The organism is Chitinimonas lacunae (assembly GCF_042650885.1).
GTDB lineage: Bacteria > Pseudomonadota > Gammaproteobacteria > Burkholderiales > Chitinimonadaceae > Chitinimonas_A > Chitinimonas_A lacunae.
Genome location: NZ_JBHSBU010000004.1, coordinates 43,515 through 57,526 on the forward strand (window position 1 = coordinate 43,515; position 14,012 = coordinate 57,526).

Consider the following 14,012-nt stretch of genomic DNA (forward strand, 5'->3'; position numbering starts at 1 on the left):
ATCCTCAGTTTCCAGCAAAAAAGTTTGACATCAATTTCGTTATATCTAAAAATGATTAGATATAACGAAATTAGGCCATCCATGAAGCGCTCCTACCTGATTCAACGCCTGGGCAGTCAAATCCAAATTGCCCGCACCCTGGATGTTGCGCCGTCCTCAGTTCACGCCTGGAAAGAAGAGCTGCCCGATTCGGCTGTCGGCCGTATCGCCCGTCTTCGCCCCGACCTTCTTCGCGCCTGGTGGGCTGAGCAGGAGCAGGGCGCTACGGCTGACGAAGTTGCCCCAGCCCAGACCGATCGGGGTGAGGCGTGAGCGCCGTTGCGATCCTCTTCGCCCGCCAGGACAGCGTCTACAAGACTTTAGAGGGCTGCGACGCCTGGGACATCGACCGCGATGCACGGCGGTGGCCGGGTGGTACGTCGGTGGTGGCGCATCCGCCATGTCGTGCCTGGGGCCGGCTGCGCCACTTCGCGAAGCCGCGCGCCGACGAGAAGGCGCTGGCGCTCTTCGCCGTCGAGCGGGTTCGGCGGTGGGGTGGAGTGCTGGAGCATCCGGCCGGCTCGACGCTGTGGCCGGCGGCCGGTCTTCCTGAGCCAGGTCAGCGCGATCAGTTCGGCGGCTGGACGCTGCCGATCTGCCAGCACTGGTGGGGCCACCGCGCCGAGAAAGCCACGTGGCTCTACATCGTCGGCTGCGAGCCGGCCAACATTCCCGATATTCCTCTCGCACTTGGTGACGCCACCCACATCGTCGGCAGCTCTGGCCGTCGCAATGGCGGCGACCGGCTGCGCCCCGGCGATTACGGCTGGCGGCCGGAGATCAGCAAAGCCGAGCGCGAACACACCCCACCCGACCTCGCGCGCTGGCTCGTTGAGCTGGCGCGGCGGTGTCGCGTTGGCCAGATGGAGCGTGCGGCATGAACCCGATTCAACGGTATCTGGACTGGCGCCGCGAGCGCCGGATTGCCCGGTTGTCCGACGCCATGCTGGCCGCTTGGCACGGCGGCGACCGGGCGGCAGCACGACAACACCACGACAGCATGATGGCCGAGATCCGGGCGCGTAGTGCCGCCCAGATCGGCCGGATGGAAGCCCGCAAACGGGTGCTTGGGAGGACAGTATGACCGCCACGGTAATGCGGCTCGACGATGTGCGTCGGGCCAGACAAGGAAGCGAAGGGCATCGGCGTATGGAAGAGGCTGGCGGCTTCGTGGCCATCCCCAATGCAGTGTTTGATGCCCTGCTGGAAGCGGATCTGCCAGGCCGGTGCCTGAAGATCGCGCTTGCCGTAGTGCGGAAGACTTACGGCTACGGCAAGGCTGAGGGCGACGACTGCACGATTCAGCAGCTTGCTGACCTCGCCGGTATTGATCGATCAGACGCATCACGTGCTTTTCACGCCCTCGTCGACGCCCAGGTCATCACGGCGCGCAAAGGCCGGTATGGCTCGGTGGTAGCAATCAATGACCCGCTCAAGTGGGACTTTTCCCCGTGGCAAAACACCACGGCCACCACCACGAACGTGGCAAAACACCACGCCGAGCCGTGGCAAAACACCACGCACAATAGACAACTCCAACAGACAAAAGAGAGTAAGCAAAAAAACGCGGGCGTGAGTGCAAGCACAGGCGCTGATCCTGTCCCGGCTGTCGGTGCTGTTGAACCGGCGTCAACCCCGGCTGCAAAACCGAAGGCTGTAGACGCATTGGCGGGCTTCGATGCGTTCTGGGCGGTCTATCCGAAGCGCAAGGGCAAAGCGCTGGCGCAGAAGGCTTGGCAGAAGCTGGCCCCTGATGCAGACCTGCAGGCCGCTATCGTGGCGGCTGTTGAGCGCCAGCGGCTGTCGCTCGATTGGCAGAAGGACGGCGGCCAATACATCCCACACCCCTCGACTTGGCTGAACGCCGCCGGCTGGCTCGACGAAGACACTACGGTGCGCCCGAGCTGGACACCGGCCCAAGCCGAGTTCGTCGCCATGCTCGACGACGAGCTGAGCGCCTTCGTTGTCCCGCCGTCCGATTGGACTGCCGAGCGCGCCAGCGCCATCGACTCCCTCATCGACGCCGTCCGCGAGCGGATCGTCAAACGCCTGGGCGCCGACGCCCTGCAGCAAGACCCCGATCTGCTGCCCCACCACACCCGGGCAGCACTGCGCACCATGGCCGAACGGCTCGACCCCGCGAAGTTCGGCATCCGGACTTTCGACTGGTGGATTCGCCCCGAGAACCGCGACCGGATTCGCGCCCGCCAATTTGACCGCAATGACCACAACCAACAGGGAGCGCAGTAATGGGCGCTATTGCTGACCGTTTTGGAACGGACGCAGAGATCACGGCGCACGCCGAGCAGGCCGTCATCGGTGGGCTGCTGGCCTGCAACGATGCCTACGACAATCTGGCCGGCCAGCTTACGCCGAGCCATTTCGCCGACGTCGCCAACAGCCTGCTGTACGCCGGCATTGCCCGGCTCATCGATGAGGGCCGATCGGCGGACCCGATCACGCTGGGCGAACATCTGGAAGCGCGTGGTGAACTCGAGCGCGCCGGTGGCTTGGCCTACCTGGTCTCCATCGCTCAGAACCTGGGGTCGGCGGGTAACTTGCGGCGCTATGCCGAGATCGTCTTGCAGCGCGCGACGGTGCGCGGCGGTATGCGGGTCGCTCAGACTCTGACGGATAGTCTGCTGGGCGCGGGCAAACTCGCCCCGACCGATGCGCTGCTCGATGCCGCCGCCGCGCTCGAGGCGCTGACCCAGCGCGGCGCCAGCGACGAGGCGATGACGTATACGCCGAGCCAATTGGCCCACCGCACCATCGAGCGAATCGACCGGGTGTTCTCGGAGGGTGCGCGCGCCTCTGGCCGCGTGCCGTCTGGCTTGGCACCCCTGGATGCAAAGCTGGGCGGCGGCGGCTTTGGCGCGGGCGACCTGATCATCATCGCGGGCCGGCCTGGGATCGGTAAGTCGGTGTTCAAAGCCGCGATTGCGGATGCCATCGCACGGCCCGATCACCCCAACGGCGGCCACATCGTCAAGATCGAGCTCGAGATGAGCCCCGAGGAAGACGGCGACCGGCAGTTGGCCGCGCACAGCGGTATCGAGCTTGGCCGGATTCAATCGGCCGAGCTGGCGGACGAGGATTGGTCGCGGCTCACCGTGGGCGCCGGCAAAGTCGCCGAGCTGCAGCAGACCGCTGACTACCAGCCCGGCCAGACGCTTGGCCAGATCCGCGCGAAGTGCCGCAAGCTCAAGCGCCAACACGGCCGGCTCGCCGCCGTCTTCATCGACTACCTGCAGCTGATCGTCCAGTCGGGCGAGAACCGCACCCAAGAAATCACCAAGATCACCGCTGGATTGAAGGGCTTGGCCAAGGAGCTCGGCTGCCCGGTGTTCGCGCTATCCCAGCTTTCGCGAGGCGTCGAACAGCGCGCCGACAAGCGCCCGACGATGTCGGATCTACGTGAATCGGGGTCAATCGAGCAGGACGCCAACACGATCCTCTTGCTTTACCGCGACGAGTACTACAACGCCGACTCGCCCGAGAAGGGCGTGATGGAAATCCATATCGCCAAGCAACGCCAGGGCCGGGCCGGTGAAACCGTCCGCGTCCAGTTCGACGGCGCCTGCTCCCGCATTCGCGAGCTCGCCCCCGGCTGGCGACCGGAAGAACGTCCCGCCACCGCCAAGCAAGCGCGTCGTAACGGCTGGGAGGCCGACCTCGTATGACCCAGATCCGCTTTGTGATTCCCGGCGCGCCGCAGGGCAAGGGCCGGCCCCGGGCCAGCGCTCGCAGGGTCGGCGCGAAGACCGTCGTTCGCATGTACACGCCGGAGAAGACCGTCAGCTACGAAGGGCAGATCGCCGCAGCAGCAGCGCAGGCAATGGCCGGTCGCCAGCTGCTCGAAGGCCCGGTATTGCTGTCGCTAGACATCTGTTTTCCGGTGCCGGCGTCGTGGTCGAAGCGAAAGCAGGCGCAGGCATTGGCCGGTGAGCTGGCGCCGACCAAGAAGCCCGACATCGACAACGTGGCCAAGGCGATCGCCGACGGCGTGAACGGCATTGTGTGGGTGGACGACGTCCAGGTGTGCGAGATCCATGCGCGGAAGCGGTACGGCCAGACGCCCGGCGTGATCGTGGTGATTGAGCGGGCGGCCGCAGCAGCCTGAACAAGGGCAGGCCGGCGGCCCTTGGCGCCGGCGAGAACGAAGGGGAAGAAGACGATGGAAACGATGGTGGCGGTTTTGGCGGTGGCGATGCTGGTGGTCGTTGGTGTGCTGGGTTGGCTGGTGCGCGAGGCGCTGCTGCAGCGGCGGGCGCTGTCGGCAGTCAGCACGCGAGCGACCCGGGCGCATCGGCGTATCGCCGCGCTGGGCGTGCAGGTGCAGCACGTGGAGCGGCGGGTGACGGGCGTCGAATTGGACCTGGGCGAGCTATTGGTCGATGGCGATGAGCTGCGCGATCGGATCGGCCAGGTCGAGCGCATCAGCGAAGGGCAGGGCGTGTGGCTGAGCAAGCTGCAGGACTGGCTGGGGCGGATCGATTCGCGGCGTCGGCCGGCCGGGCTGCCCGGTACTGCGGCGACCGAAGTCGTGAGGAAGGTAGGCGGCGGCCGGACGATGCGCTGGGACGAAGTGCGGGTCGGGGCGAAGGGATAAATCGATATGGAACTGAACGGATATGCGGTAGTGATCGCCGCGCTGATCGCGGCAGTCGCATACGGCTTGATTGACGCCTTGCGCGACGTGGTGGTGGCCTTGGTCGGTCGCGATGTTGATGGGCTTGTGAGCGAGGTACAGGGCCTGAGAAAGCGTATCGCCGCGCTCGAAACACAACGGGATTTCGCCACTTACTGCGCGCGGCGCGACCAGCGCGTCACCGTGCTCGAAGCGCAGCAGAAGGCTGAGCAAGCATCATAGCCAGCCAGCGGGCGGCGCCGGCAACGAGGAGGAAAAGATCATGGAAAAACAAAACGAGAAGCAGGAAATCGTGGTGGCCGTCCTGGCCATGGCCCTGGGCCTGTTAGTGAGCCTGGAACTTGAGATTGGCACGCTGGGCTGGCTGGTAGTAACGGCCCCGACCTGGGGCGGAGCGATCACGGCCTTGGTGATGGTCACGGCGCGCGATGCGGCGGTGGTCGGCGAAGCCCTGGACCAGCCCACCCAGGCCGGAGAGGTAAACGCTGCCGTGCGAGCTGCAGCGGTGAAGATGAAAGAGAGAGGAAAACGTGGTGGAAGCACTATTCGACAAGACCTCGGCGGCTATGGTGTTCGCCTACAGGTTCGCTGCACAGCAATCGGCTCGCGCACCGGCTATTGATCCGACCCCTATGGGAAGCGGTAAGGGCCTTGCCGGATTGGACGGTGCAGGCGAGGCCGCCGCGATCCTGCGCAAGGCCGGGTCGCTCGGCAAAGTGATGGAAGCGGCCCTGCGCGCGAGATACGGGGAGAACCTGGCGCCTTGTGTCTGCTGTGGCCTGGAAGGGCCACACCCGGTCTGGGTGGGCGCCTGTCGGCTGCTCACTACAGAGGTGGCCATGGCGGTGGCGCCCGGCTCGTGCACAGAACGACTGGTGCATGATCTGGTGATGCGGCATTTCAACCGGCGCACTACCCTTGATGCAATTGCGGAGAAACACCGGCTCAGCATCGACAAGGTGAAGAAAGCGAATGCGCCGGTTAAGCGGGCACTGAACCGATTGGAGGCCCAGGCCCAGGCAGAAATCAGCGATCTGCTCATCGAGGCGGGTGTACTTCCGAAGGAAGCAGAGGCTTGACCGCACTAAATCGGTGCCGTAAAGTGCCTTTTGTCATAGTCTGTACCATTGCGCCCAAGGCGTTCAGACACCCCAAAAACCTCGCTTCGGCGGGGTTTTTGCGTTTCCAGACACTCTGTTTCGTGCTCCGAGCGGGAGCGCCACGCCACCACGCCAGGTGGCTTTTTTATTTGACGAGGATGACAGTGAAGCGCTTTTCTATTGATGGCTTCGACTTATACCAAGCAGATGTTTTTGATTTCCTGGCAATGCTGCAACAGCAGGGCGTGCAGGCCGACGCCGTGATCTGTGATCCGCCCTACAGCTCCGGTGGGGCATTTGCTGCTACACGTGCCCAGCTACCGAGCAAGAAGTACATCACGAGTGGGCAGGAGAAGACCTACCCAGAGTTCGAAGGTGACAGTATGGATCAGCGCGCCTGGACCAACTGGTGCCGGACGTGGATGGTCGAGGCGAAACAGATCATCAAGCCGGGCGGCTACATGATGGCGTTCACCGATTGGCGCCAGCTGCCGGCCATGACCGATGCGATCCAGCAGGCCGGCTTCGTGTGGCGTGGCGTCATTTCCTGGGACAAGACCGAAAGCGCCCGGGCACCACACAAAGGCTACTTCAAACACCAAGCGGAGTACGTTGTCTGGGCGAGCAACGGACCTTGCCCAGCAGCGACGCACGACGGACCGTACCCGGGCGTCGTCAGAGTGCCGGTGAAACCGAAGGAAAAGCGGCACATGACGGCCAAACCGGTGCCGTTGATGGAGCAGCTGTGCCGTGCTGTCGCTCCAGCGGGCTTGATCGTCGATCCGTTTTCCGGCAGCGGCTCGACCGGCATCGCTGCGATGCGCATGGGCCGGCATTTCATCGGTGGAGAAAAGTCGGCGGAATATTTCGATATCGCCCGAGCCTGGGCGCAAGAAGAGCTGTCGGCGGCTGGCCAAGCGGCATAATGCAGCCTTGTTGCCACTATATATGTGCGCTCCACTCAAAGGACCGACCAATGACCGAGATCGACCAAGCAAGCCAAGCGATAGGCGCTAACGTTCAGCAGCTCACCGTGACCGTGACCGGCATTACGAATATCGAGGCCTGGCACGGAAATCAGCGGATCGACGGCGACTGGCAGGTAGAGCAGAGCAAAGACCCTGAAGCGCCGGGTTGGTTTGCTTCGCTCCGTGAGCGGCCAGTTGAGGGCCGATAAGCCGACACCCGGGCGCTCTGTCCCGGGTTTCTAAGGGAGTGGCCGGCTTGATCCTGGGCGGGTGGGTGCCATGCTGGGAGTCCTACAACCAGCAGGAGGAAATGATGGATGATCTGCCAGTAGCTGTTCAGGACTCCCTCCGGCGTTGCATTGACTGCTTGGTGTCCGGGCTGCAAAAGAGATTGAGCGATATCGGAGGGATTGTTAGTTGGGAGCCTCATGCCGGAGCTCACAGCCCATACGGACACGACCCGGATAGGGATACCCCTTCGGAATACCCATATCACTGCATAACAATCTCCTTTAAGCCCTCAAATTCCGCGCTGCCGACAAAAAGCGTTCCCGACTTTATAAGACTGCATATCGATGAAGTATGCCCTGCCGGGCAAGAGGCCACTTTTGAGTGCTTTGCGTATGACCGTCAGCCAAGAGGCGGGGTCAGCTGGCAATCAGCTCAATACCTACTTCCCTTGCTGGAATCAAAGCTGAGGCAGTAAGGGGTCTCCCTGTCACATCTCAAACCCGCCCTGTGCGGGTTTTTTCATTTCCAGCACACGAAAGACTAAGCCATGCCCTTGCAACCGTTACGCCAGATCCACAGCCACGAAATCAACCCGGCCAACGCTTCCATCACGATCACGGTAGCGGATGAACCCGGCGCTGGTGGTGCGAATCACCTGTACGTGCTGGAACCCCAAAACGGCAACCCGCACACCCTGGAATTCCAAAACGGCCCGATCAACGAGGTCGGCGTCAACGGCATCACCCACGAGGCACTTCTGGCCGTGCTGGTCGACCGTCTGAAGGGCTTCCAGTCCGGCCCCTACGCCTGCCGCGAAAACGCGATCGCGCTGACCAAGCTTGAAGAGGCGCAGATGTGGCTCCAGCAGCGCACCCGCCAGCGCATCGAGCGCGGCGTCGAAGGTACGCACGCCATCTGACTTGCTGCTGCACCTGCACCACCTGCACCACCTGCACCACCTGCATCAACACGCCCGCCACGCGCGGGCGTTTCCATTTCAAGGACATGCCATGCAAACGATACCGGTAACCATGCTCTCGACCACCCAGGCCATTCTGGGCGAAGACTTCCATAAGCGGCGCCAGGCCGCCCACAAGAGCCTTGAAGAGCTGACGGGGCGCTTTTGGGCTTCGATTGCGCTCGGCAGGGCAAGCGCAGCGCTCCAAAAGCTCTATGAACTGGACGACATCGAGGACTTCCGCGATCTGATCGAGGCCTTGCGCGAGTACGAGCAAGAGCTGCTGCGCCGACCGGTCACCGAGCTTGACAGGCAACAGCTCTCCGAGCTGGCACATTCCGCCGACGAACTGCATCGCGAATTGGTCGAGCTGATCCGCACCATCGGGCGCGCACCGTGAGCATCCCACCCTTTCGCGCGCCGGCCGATCCGAACGCGCCGGCCTGGACCCCGGACCCGGAGCAAGAAGCAGCCATGGCCCGATACCACGCCCGGTTTCGCGCTGGATTCGAGTGGCGCCGACAGCAGTCGCTCGGGTACTGGATCGGGCAGTGGCTCAAACGTATCAAAGCCGTGCTACTTCCAGCATGGCCATAGCGCCGAAGAAGCCCTGCGCCCGGCCCGGCTGCTACGCGATCGTCGACCACAAGACCCGCTGGTGCGACTACCACGCCCGGGAAGAAGAGCAGCTGCAGCGCGACGCTGCCCGACGCCGAGCGAGTACGCCCGAGGCCCGGCGCATCAAGGGCATGTACGACTCCACCCGCTGGCGTAATGCCCGGGTAAAGCATCTGACGGCGCATCCCTGGTGCGTTCACTGCCAGCGCCAGGGCGTGCTGGTCCCGGCTACTGAGGTCGACCACATCACACCGCACCGCGGCGACTGGCACCTGTTCCTGTCGCCCACGAACCTGCAGGGCCTATGCAAGTGCTGCCACAGCCGGAAGACGGCTACCGAGGACGGCGGCTTCGGCAATGCCCCTGCACCCAGGACACCACACCTATGACCCGAGACGACACCCTCGCCGCCGACGTGACGTTCGTTGTACGCGACACGATACGGCTACCCGACCTCGGCAACGCTCTGAGCCGAGAGTTCGTCGAGTGGATGGATTGGTACGACCACCAGCGGAAGATCGACGACCCAGCAGACGTGCAGCCCTCGCCGGTTACTCCGCTGCTCGACGCCTTCGATGCAACGAGCCAACCAATCAAGGAGGCAGGACAACAGATCCTGCTCTTGGCGCGGAAGGACAAGGATAGGGCGAACAGGCTCATGAACCGTTTGGAGCGGCTGATCCGCAATCGAGAGCACATCGCCTGGTCCTGCGACCCGACCATCGAAGAGTTCCAGAAGTGTCGTCGGATCGCCTGTCACCTTCGGCACCTTGCCCAGTCCCGGCCCCCCTTCGAGGGGCACACCGAACACCCCAATTCGGAACCGTATGACCATGACGCCCACACACCAGACCATCGAAACCGACTTTACCCGTGACCAGATCGGCGACTGCTTCCGTGCCGTGGTGGCGTCACTGCTGGAGCTGCCCATCGACGAGGTGCCGCACTGCCTGCATGACTACCCCGACAGAACGACATGGCTGCACCGGGTGAACGAGTGGCTGCGGCCGTACAACCTGGGGTTCATAGACTTCGGCCCAGGCTTCGACCTCAAGCAATTCGGTATTGCTGGCCTGCACCATGAGCTGCGCCTGTCCCTTGGTGGCGGCACCTATCACTCAACCGTCGGGGTCGATGGGATGCTGGTGCATGACCCATCTACCAGGCCGTCCTCTAGCACCAGCCAGTCGCATCAGACGGGCGTGTTCATCGTGCTTGATCCGAGTAAGCCGATCGGCAAGCACGCAATGCCAGTCGTGTCGCTCGATGAGCTTGAAAGGTCGAAGGCGGAATGGGCCGCGGCTGGTGCACTGACACGGTACAGGATGCGCGAGCCCAGCCCTCCTCAGAGTCATCCCAACATCTGGGCGATGGCGGATCGACCGAGCAATGCGTGGCTGCCCGAGTGGGTGGAGAGCTACATCAAGGCAGTGGTCGAGCAGCAGCGCTCGATGCAGCCACAGAACAGCACGGCAACAAGCTGAGACTGTAGGGGGTAGGGGGGTGAAATCCTTCGATCTTCTGCGAACAGGGCCGAACGAGCGCTTCGATAAATTTTTTTCGCCGCGAAATTAAATTTTTGGGGGTAAACATGCCCAACGCGCCTGGGCAGGGCCGCAAACCCAAGCCCAAACCCAACCTGAAAATCGTCGGCGGCCGAGGCAATAACGCACCACTGACCAACGCGCCATTATCCGAATACCCGCCGCCAGACTGGCTTACAGCCGTTGCGCGGGAGAAATGGGAAGAGCTGGCGCCGCAGCTTGCCGGTACCCGAGTGCTGACCGACGTCGACCTCCACAACCTCGAAGTCTTCTGCGTGGCCTATGCGAATTGGCGTGCTGCCGAGGCCGAAATTGCCCAATACGGCATCGTAATTTCGACGGATTTCGGGCCGAAAAAGAACCCGGCTTGCACGGTTTCGAACGAATGCGCCCGTCGCCTTGCCGCGTTTGGCGCAATGCTCGGCCTCGATCCAAGCAGCCGGTCGCGTCTTGGCACAGGCAGCAACACGCCGCAGCAAGCCAACCCTTTCAAGGGAATCCTGAAACCCAAGTAGAAAAACCATGGCCAGCTACCCGCACGTCAACGCCGCGCATCGGTATGCGCGCGACGTGGTGGCCGGCCGGATTTCCGCTTGCGAGTGGACGCGGCTGGCTTGCCAGCGTCACTTCGACGACCTCGAAAAATCCAAACTCAAAGGCTACCCGTACCGCTTTGACAAAGACGAGGCCGAGCGCCCCTGCAACTTCGTCGAGCTGCTGCCGCACGCCAAGGGCAAGTGGGCGCGTAAAGGCGAACTGATCCGGCTGGAGCCGTGGCAGTGCTTCATCTTCTGCGTGCTGTTTGGCTGGCTGCGGAAGAAGAACGGCCTTCGCCGATTCAGGGAAGCCTACATCGAGGTGCCGCGCAAGAACGGCAAGTCGGTGCTCGCCGCTGGGGTCGGGCTTTACTGCTTCGTTTCCGACGGCGAGTACGGCGCCGAGGTCTATTGCGGCGCCACCACCGAGCGCCAGGCGTGGGAGGTATTCCGGCCTGCGCGGCAAATGGCGATCAAGTCCAGCGCCTTGCGCGAGGAGGCGGGCATCGAGGTCTTTGCCAAGACCATGTCCACCGTCGAGGACGGTAGCCGCTTTGAGCCGGTGGTGGGCGACCCCGGAGACGGCGCATCGCCGTCCTGTTCCATCGTCGACGAGTTCCACGAGCACGCCGACTCCAGCCTGTACGACACGATGGAAACGGGTATGGGCGCTCGCGAACAGCCCTTGATGTTCATCATCACCACGGCCGGCACGAACATGGCCGGGCCGTGCCGGGCCAAGCGGATCGAAGTCGAAAAGATGCTGCAAGGCCTGGACGGCTTCGTCGACGACGAGCTGTTCGCGATCGTTTACACGATCGACAAGGACGACGACTGGACCGACCCCAAGGCACTCGCCAAAGCCAATCCAAATCTGGGCGTTTCGGTCGACCTCGATCAGATGCTGGCGAAGCAGCGCAAGGCAGCGCGCAACCCGCGCCGGGCGGCGACCTTCAAGACCAAGCACTTGAACCTCTGGGTCAACGCAAAAAACGCTTGGATCAACTTGCAGGAATGGGAGGCCGCCAAGGACGAGGCGCTCAAGATCGAGGACTTCGCCGGCGAACGCTGCGTCATCGGCTACGACTTGGCTTCGAAGCTCGACTTCGCGTCGGTTGCGCGGCTGTTCTGGCGCGACATCGATGGGCGGCGCCACTACTACCTGTTCGTCCAGCATCACCTACCGGAAGACACGATCAACTCCGAAGACAACCCGAACAGCGAGGCTTATCGGGGATGGGAAAAGGCGGGGTGGATCGAGGAGCATGACGGCCCGGAAAACGACTTCGAACAAATCGCGCAAGAACTCGAAGCGCTGCCGCAGCGCTATACGGTCGAGGCGTTCGCCCAAGACAAGTTTGGCGCCGCCTGGATCGCCCAGCGCTTGACGTCTCAAAAGGCGACCGTCATCAGCGTGCCAATGCAGGCCACCCACCTGTCGCCAGCTATGCGCGAGATCGAGGCCGCGCTGCGTGCTGGTCGTTTCCACCACAACGGCGACCCGGTCTTGACCTGGATGGCGTCGAACGTCGTGGCGAAAGAGGACAAGAACGAAAACCTGTTCCCGGACAAAGAAAACAATGCTCAGAAGATCGACGGCATTGTCGCCGCCATCATCGCAATGACCCGGGCCATGGCTGACCCCATCGAAACAAAATCGAAGTTCAAATCCGCCTACGCCGAGAAGGTGCACCTATGAGAACCAACAACAAGACAACCCTGGCCGTCGGCGTGGCCGGCGCCGTGCTGGTCACGGCCGGCGTCGGGCTGATGCACATCCCGACCGCCTTCATCATCGCAGGGCTGTTCGCGCTCGCCTGGTCGTTTCTGGCGGCACGCGCAGGTTCGCGCAGAAAGGGCCGCTGATGTTCACGTCCGATATGTTCGATGGCGAAGACTCGTTTCTGGCGAACGATCCGAAGGCCGGGTTTTGGGCGTCGCTCTGGGGGGCTGTGCGCACGAAGAGCAAGGCCGGCGTGCAGGTCACCCCCGACTTGGCGCTGTCGCTCACGACGTTTCAAGCGTGCGTCACGACCATCGCCGAATCCGTCGCCCAGTTGCCGATCGCGCTGTATCGTCGCGACGGGGAAGACCGCAAGGCGGTCGTCGATCATCCCGCCGCCCAGGTGCTGCTTGCCCCCAACGGCTGGCAAACCGCTTACGAATATCAAGAGCAGCAGGCGCTGGCCGTGCCGTGGCGCGGCAACGCCTACGCGTTCATCGAGCGCGACCAGGCTGCCCGGCCAATCGCTTTAATCCCGTTGAGTCCGGATCGGACCACGGTGCTACGCGGCAGCGACGGCATGCCCTACTACCGCCTGGGCCTGGAAGCCGGCGCCAAGACGGTGCCAAAGGACGCGATTCACCACGTCCGATGGCACACGAAGAACGGCTACACGGGGATCGATCCGGTCACGTTGCATTGCGACACGCTCGGGCTTGCCCTGGCGATGCGCGACCACGCCGGTATGGTGTTCAGCAACGGGACGCACCTGGCCGGCGTGCTTGAGCGGCCGGCGGCCGTGGGCGGGGAAATCATCGATCCACTGGGCGCGGACGCCATTGCGGCCATTAAGGCGGAATGGAAGGCCGAGTATGCCGGCGCCGCGAATGCGCTGAAGGTGGCCGTCCTGCAAGACAGCATGACGTTCAAGCCGCTCAGCATGACGAACGTTGAGGCGCAGTTGATCGAGGCCCGCGGCGCGTCGGCGCTGGAGATCGCCCAGGCGTATCACATGCCGCCGCACAAGATCGGTCTGTTGGAGCGAAGTACCAATAACAACATCGCTCACCAGAGTATCGAATACGTCATCTATTGCTTGATGGCGTGGCTCAAACGGTTTGAAGGCGCTTATTCCCGCGACCTGTTGCTGCCGTCCGAGCGCAGCAGCTACTACTTCGAATTCAACGTCAGCGGGCTATTGCGCGGCGACACCGGCGCCCGTTACGCGGCCTACGCGCTGGGGCGCCAATGGGGTTGGCTGTCGGTCAACGACATTCGCCGCCTCGAAAACCTGCCGCCGATCAAAGGCGGCGACGAGTATCTGCGGCCCCTCAACATGGTTCCCGTGGGGCAGCAAACCCCGCCAAGCGGTAGCCAGCCAACCGACGAAGCGCTCGCCGAAGTTCACAAGATCCTGACCATGTAGCCCCGCCTCCGAGCGGGGCTTCTGCTTTTTGGAGGCCCGCATGCGGCAATCTCTTTTCCTGCAACAGCTTTTCAATCAGCCCCACGCCGTACACCCCGACGTCTTGTCCGTGGCGGTCGCCTGGGCCAGTGCTCGCATGGGCCTGCAGCTGACCCAGGTCAATGTCAACGTCCCGACCGCTTGGCGCGACGACGACGATGGGCCGCGCGAGCGCGCCG

General features: G+C 63.2%; 21 protein-coding genes. All 21 read left to right on the forward strand.

Annotation, left to right across the window (positions count from 1 at the left end; translation table 11 throughout):
* Window positions 1-81: 81 nt before the first annotated feature.
* The 21 genes from ACFOW7_RS21915 (at window position 82) to ACFOW7_RS22015 (ending at window position 13,794) form a co-directional block, all read left to right on the forward strand.
* Window positions 82-312, forward strand: a complete 231-nt coding sequence (locus ACFOW7_RS21915; RefSeq protein WP_378168743.1) for a hypothetical protein — start codon at window positions 82-84, stop codon at window positions 310-312.
* Entirely contained in the window at window positions 309-920 is a 612-nt protein-coding gene (locus tag ACFOW7_RS21920) for a hypothetical protein (RefSeq protein WP_378168745.1), read from the forward strand. The genes ACFOW7_RS21915 and ACFOW7_RS21920 overlap by 4 nt, the downstream gene beginning before the upstream one ends.
* The gene (locus tag ACFOW7_RS21925) at window positions 917-1,123 is read left to right on the forward strand and encodes a hypothetical protein (protein ID WP_378168747.1); all 207 of its coding nucleotides are present in this window, start codon (window positions 917-919) and stop codon (window positions 1,121-1,123) included. Before ACFOW7_RS21920 ends, ACFOW7_RS21925 begins: the two co-directional genes overlap by 4 nt.
* Complete coding sequence (locus ACFOW7_RS21930) at window positions 1,120-2,289, forward strand: replication protein (protein WP_378168749.1); 1,170 nt, start codon at window positions 1,120-1,122, stop codon at window positions 2,287-2,289. The genes ACFOW7_RS21925 and ACFOW7_RS21930 overlap by 4 nt, the downstream gene beginning before the upstream one ends.
* Entirely contained in the window at window positions 2,289-3,722 is a 1,434-nt protein-coding gene (locus tag ACFOW7_RS21935) for a replicative DNA helicase (RefSeq protein ID WP_378168751.1), read from the forward strand. The genes ACFOW7_RS21930 and ACFOW7_RS21935 overlap by 1 nt, the downstream gene beginning before the upstream one ends.
* The gene (locus ACFOW7_RS21940; protein WP_378168753.1) at window positions 3,719-4,162 is read left to right on the forward strand and encodes a RusA family crossover junction endodeoxyribonuclease; all 444 of its coding nucleotides are present in this window, start codon (window positions 3,719-3,721) and stop codon (window positions 4,160-4,162) included. Before ACFOW7_RS21935 ends, ACFOW7_RS21940 begins: the two co-directional genes overlap by 4 nt.
* 54 nt (window positions 4,163-4,216) lie before the next feature.
* Window positions 4,217-4,651, forward strand: a complete 435-nt coding sequence (locus tag ACFOW7_RS21945) for a hypothetical protein (protein ID WP_378168755.1) — start codon at window positions 4,217-4,219, stop codon at window positions 4,649-4,651.
* Between the two features lie 6 nt (window positions 4,652-4,657).
* Window positions 4,658-4,912 (forward strand): hypothetical protein, encoded by a 255-nt coding sequence (locus ACFOW7_RS21950; RefSeq protein WP_378168757.1) that lies wholly within the window; start codon window positions 4,658-4,660, stop codon window positions 4,910-4,912.
* Between the two features lie 40 nt (window positions 4,913-4,952).
* Window positions 4,953-5,312, forward strand: coding sequence for a hypothetical protein (locus ACFOW7_RS21955; protein ID WP_378168759.1), 360 nt, complete (start codon window positions 4,953-4,955; stop codon window positions 5,310-5,312).
* Window positions 5,224-5,769, forward strand: a complete 546-nt coding sequence (locus ACFOW7_RS21960; RefSeq protein ID WP_378168761.1) for a hypothetical protein — start codon at window positions 5,224-5,226, stop codon at window positions 5,767-5,769. The genes ACFOW7_RS21955 and ACFOW7_RS21960 overlap by 89 nt, the downstream gene beginning before the upstream one ends.
* Before the next feature lie 185 nt (window positions 5,770-5,954).
* A complete protein-coding gene (locus ACFOW7_RS21965; protein WP_378168763.1) occupies window positions 5,955-6,716 on the forward strand; it encodes a DNA-methyltransferase in 762 nt (253 codons plus the stop codon).
* A gap of 50 nt (window positions 6,717-6,766) precedes the next feature.
* Window positions 6,767-6,967 (forward strand): hypothetical protein, encoded by a 201-nt coding sequence (locus tag ACFOW7_RS21970; RefSeq protein WP_378168765.1) that lies wholly within the window; start codon window positions 6,767-6,769, stop codon window positions 6,965-6,967.
* A 569-nt stretch (window positions 6,968-7,536) separates the two neighbouring features.
* A complete protein-coding gene (locus ACFOW7_RS21975) occupies window positions 7,537-7,908 on the forward strand; it encodes an Acb2/Tad1 domain-containing protein (RefSeq protein ID WP_378168767.1) in 372 nt (123 codons plus the stop codon).
* 91 nt (window positions 7,909-7,999) lie between these two features.
* Window positions 8,000-8,347 carry a hypothetical protein gene (locus tag ACFOW7_RS21980; RefSeq protein ID WP_378168769.1) on the forward strand — a complete coding sequence of 116 codons (348 nt, stop codon included), beginning with the start codon at window positions 8,000-8,002 and terminating at the stop codon, window positions 8,345-8,347.
* A 187-nt stretch (window positions 8,348-8,534) separates the two neighbouring features.
* A complete protein-coding gene (locus ACFOW7_RS21985; RefSeq protein WP_378168771.1) occupies window positions 8,535-8,954 on the forward strand; it encodes an HNH endonuclease in 420 nt (139 codons plus the stop codon).
* Complete coding sequence (locus ACFOW7_RS21990; protein ID WP_378168773.1) at window positions 8,951-9,442, forward strand: hypothetical protein; 492 nt, start codon at window positions 8,951-8,953, stop codon at window positions 9,440-9,442. The genes ACFOW7_RS21985 and ACFOW7_RS21990 overlap by 4 nt, the downstream gene beginning before the upstream one ends.
* On the forward strand, window positions 9,393-10,049 hold the full coding sequence (locus tag ACFOW7_RS21995) for a hypothetical protein (protein WP_378168775.1): 657 nt from the start codon (window positions 9,393-9,395) through the stop codon (window positions 10,047-10,049). The genes ACFOW7_RS21990 and ACFOW7_RS21995 overlap by 50 nt, the downstream gene beginning before the upstream one ends.
* Before the next feature lie 107 nt (window positions 10,050-10,156).
* Window positions 10,157-10,624, forward strand: a complete 468-nt coding sequence (locus ACFOW7_RS22000; RefSeq protein ID WP_378168777.1) for a phage terminase small subunit P27 family — start codon at window positions 10,157-10,159, stop codon at window positions 10,622-10,624.
* A 7-nt stretch (window positions 10,625-10,631) separates the two neighbouring features.
* Window positions 10,632-12,344: a terminase large subunit gene (locus ACFOW7_RS22005; RefSeq protein ID WP_378168779.1), complete on the forward strand. Its 1,713-nt coding sequence runs from the start codon at window positions 10,632-10,634 to the stop codon at window positions 12,342-12,344.
* Window positions 12,341-12,511, forward strand: coding sequence for a hypothetical protein (locus ACFOW7_RS22010; protein WP_378168781.1), 171 nt, complete (start codon window positions 12,341-12,343; stop codon window positions 12,509-12,511). The genes ACFOW7_RS22005 and ACFOW7_RS22010 overlap by 4 nt, the downstream gene beginning before the upstream one ends.
* Window positions 12,511-13,794 carry a phage portal protein gene (locus ACFOW7_RS22015; RefSeq protein ID WP_378168783.1) on the forward strand — a complete coding sequence of 428 codons (1,284 nt, stop codon included), beginning with the start codon at window positions 12,511-12,513 and terminating at the stop codon, window positions 13,792-13,794. Before ACFOW7_RS22010 ends, ACFOW7_RS22015 begins: the two co-directional genes overlap by 1 nt.
* Window positions 13,795-14,012: the final 218 nt, after the last annotated feature.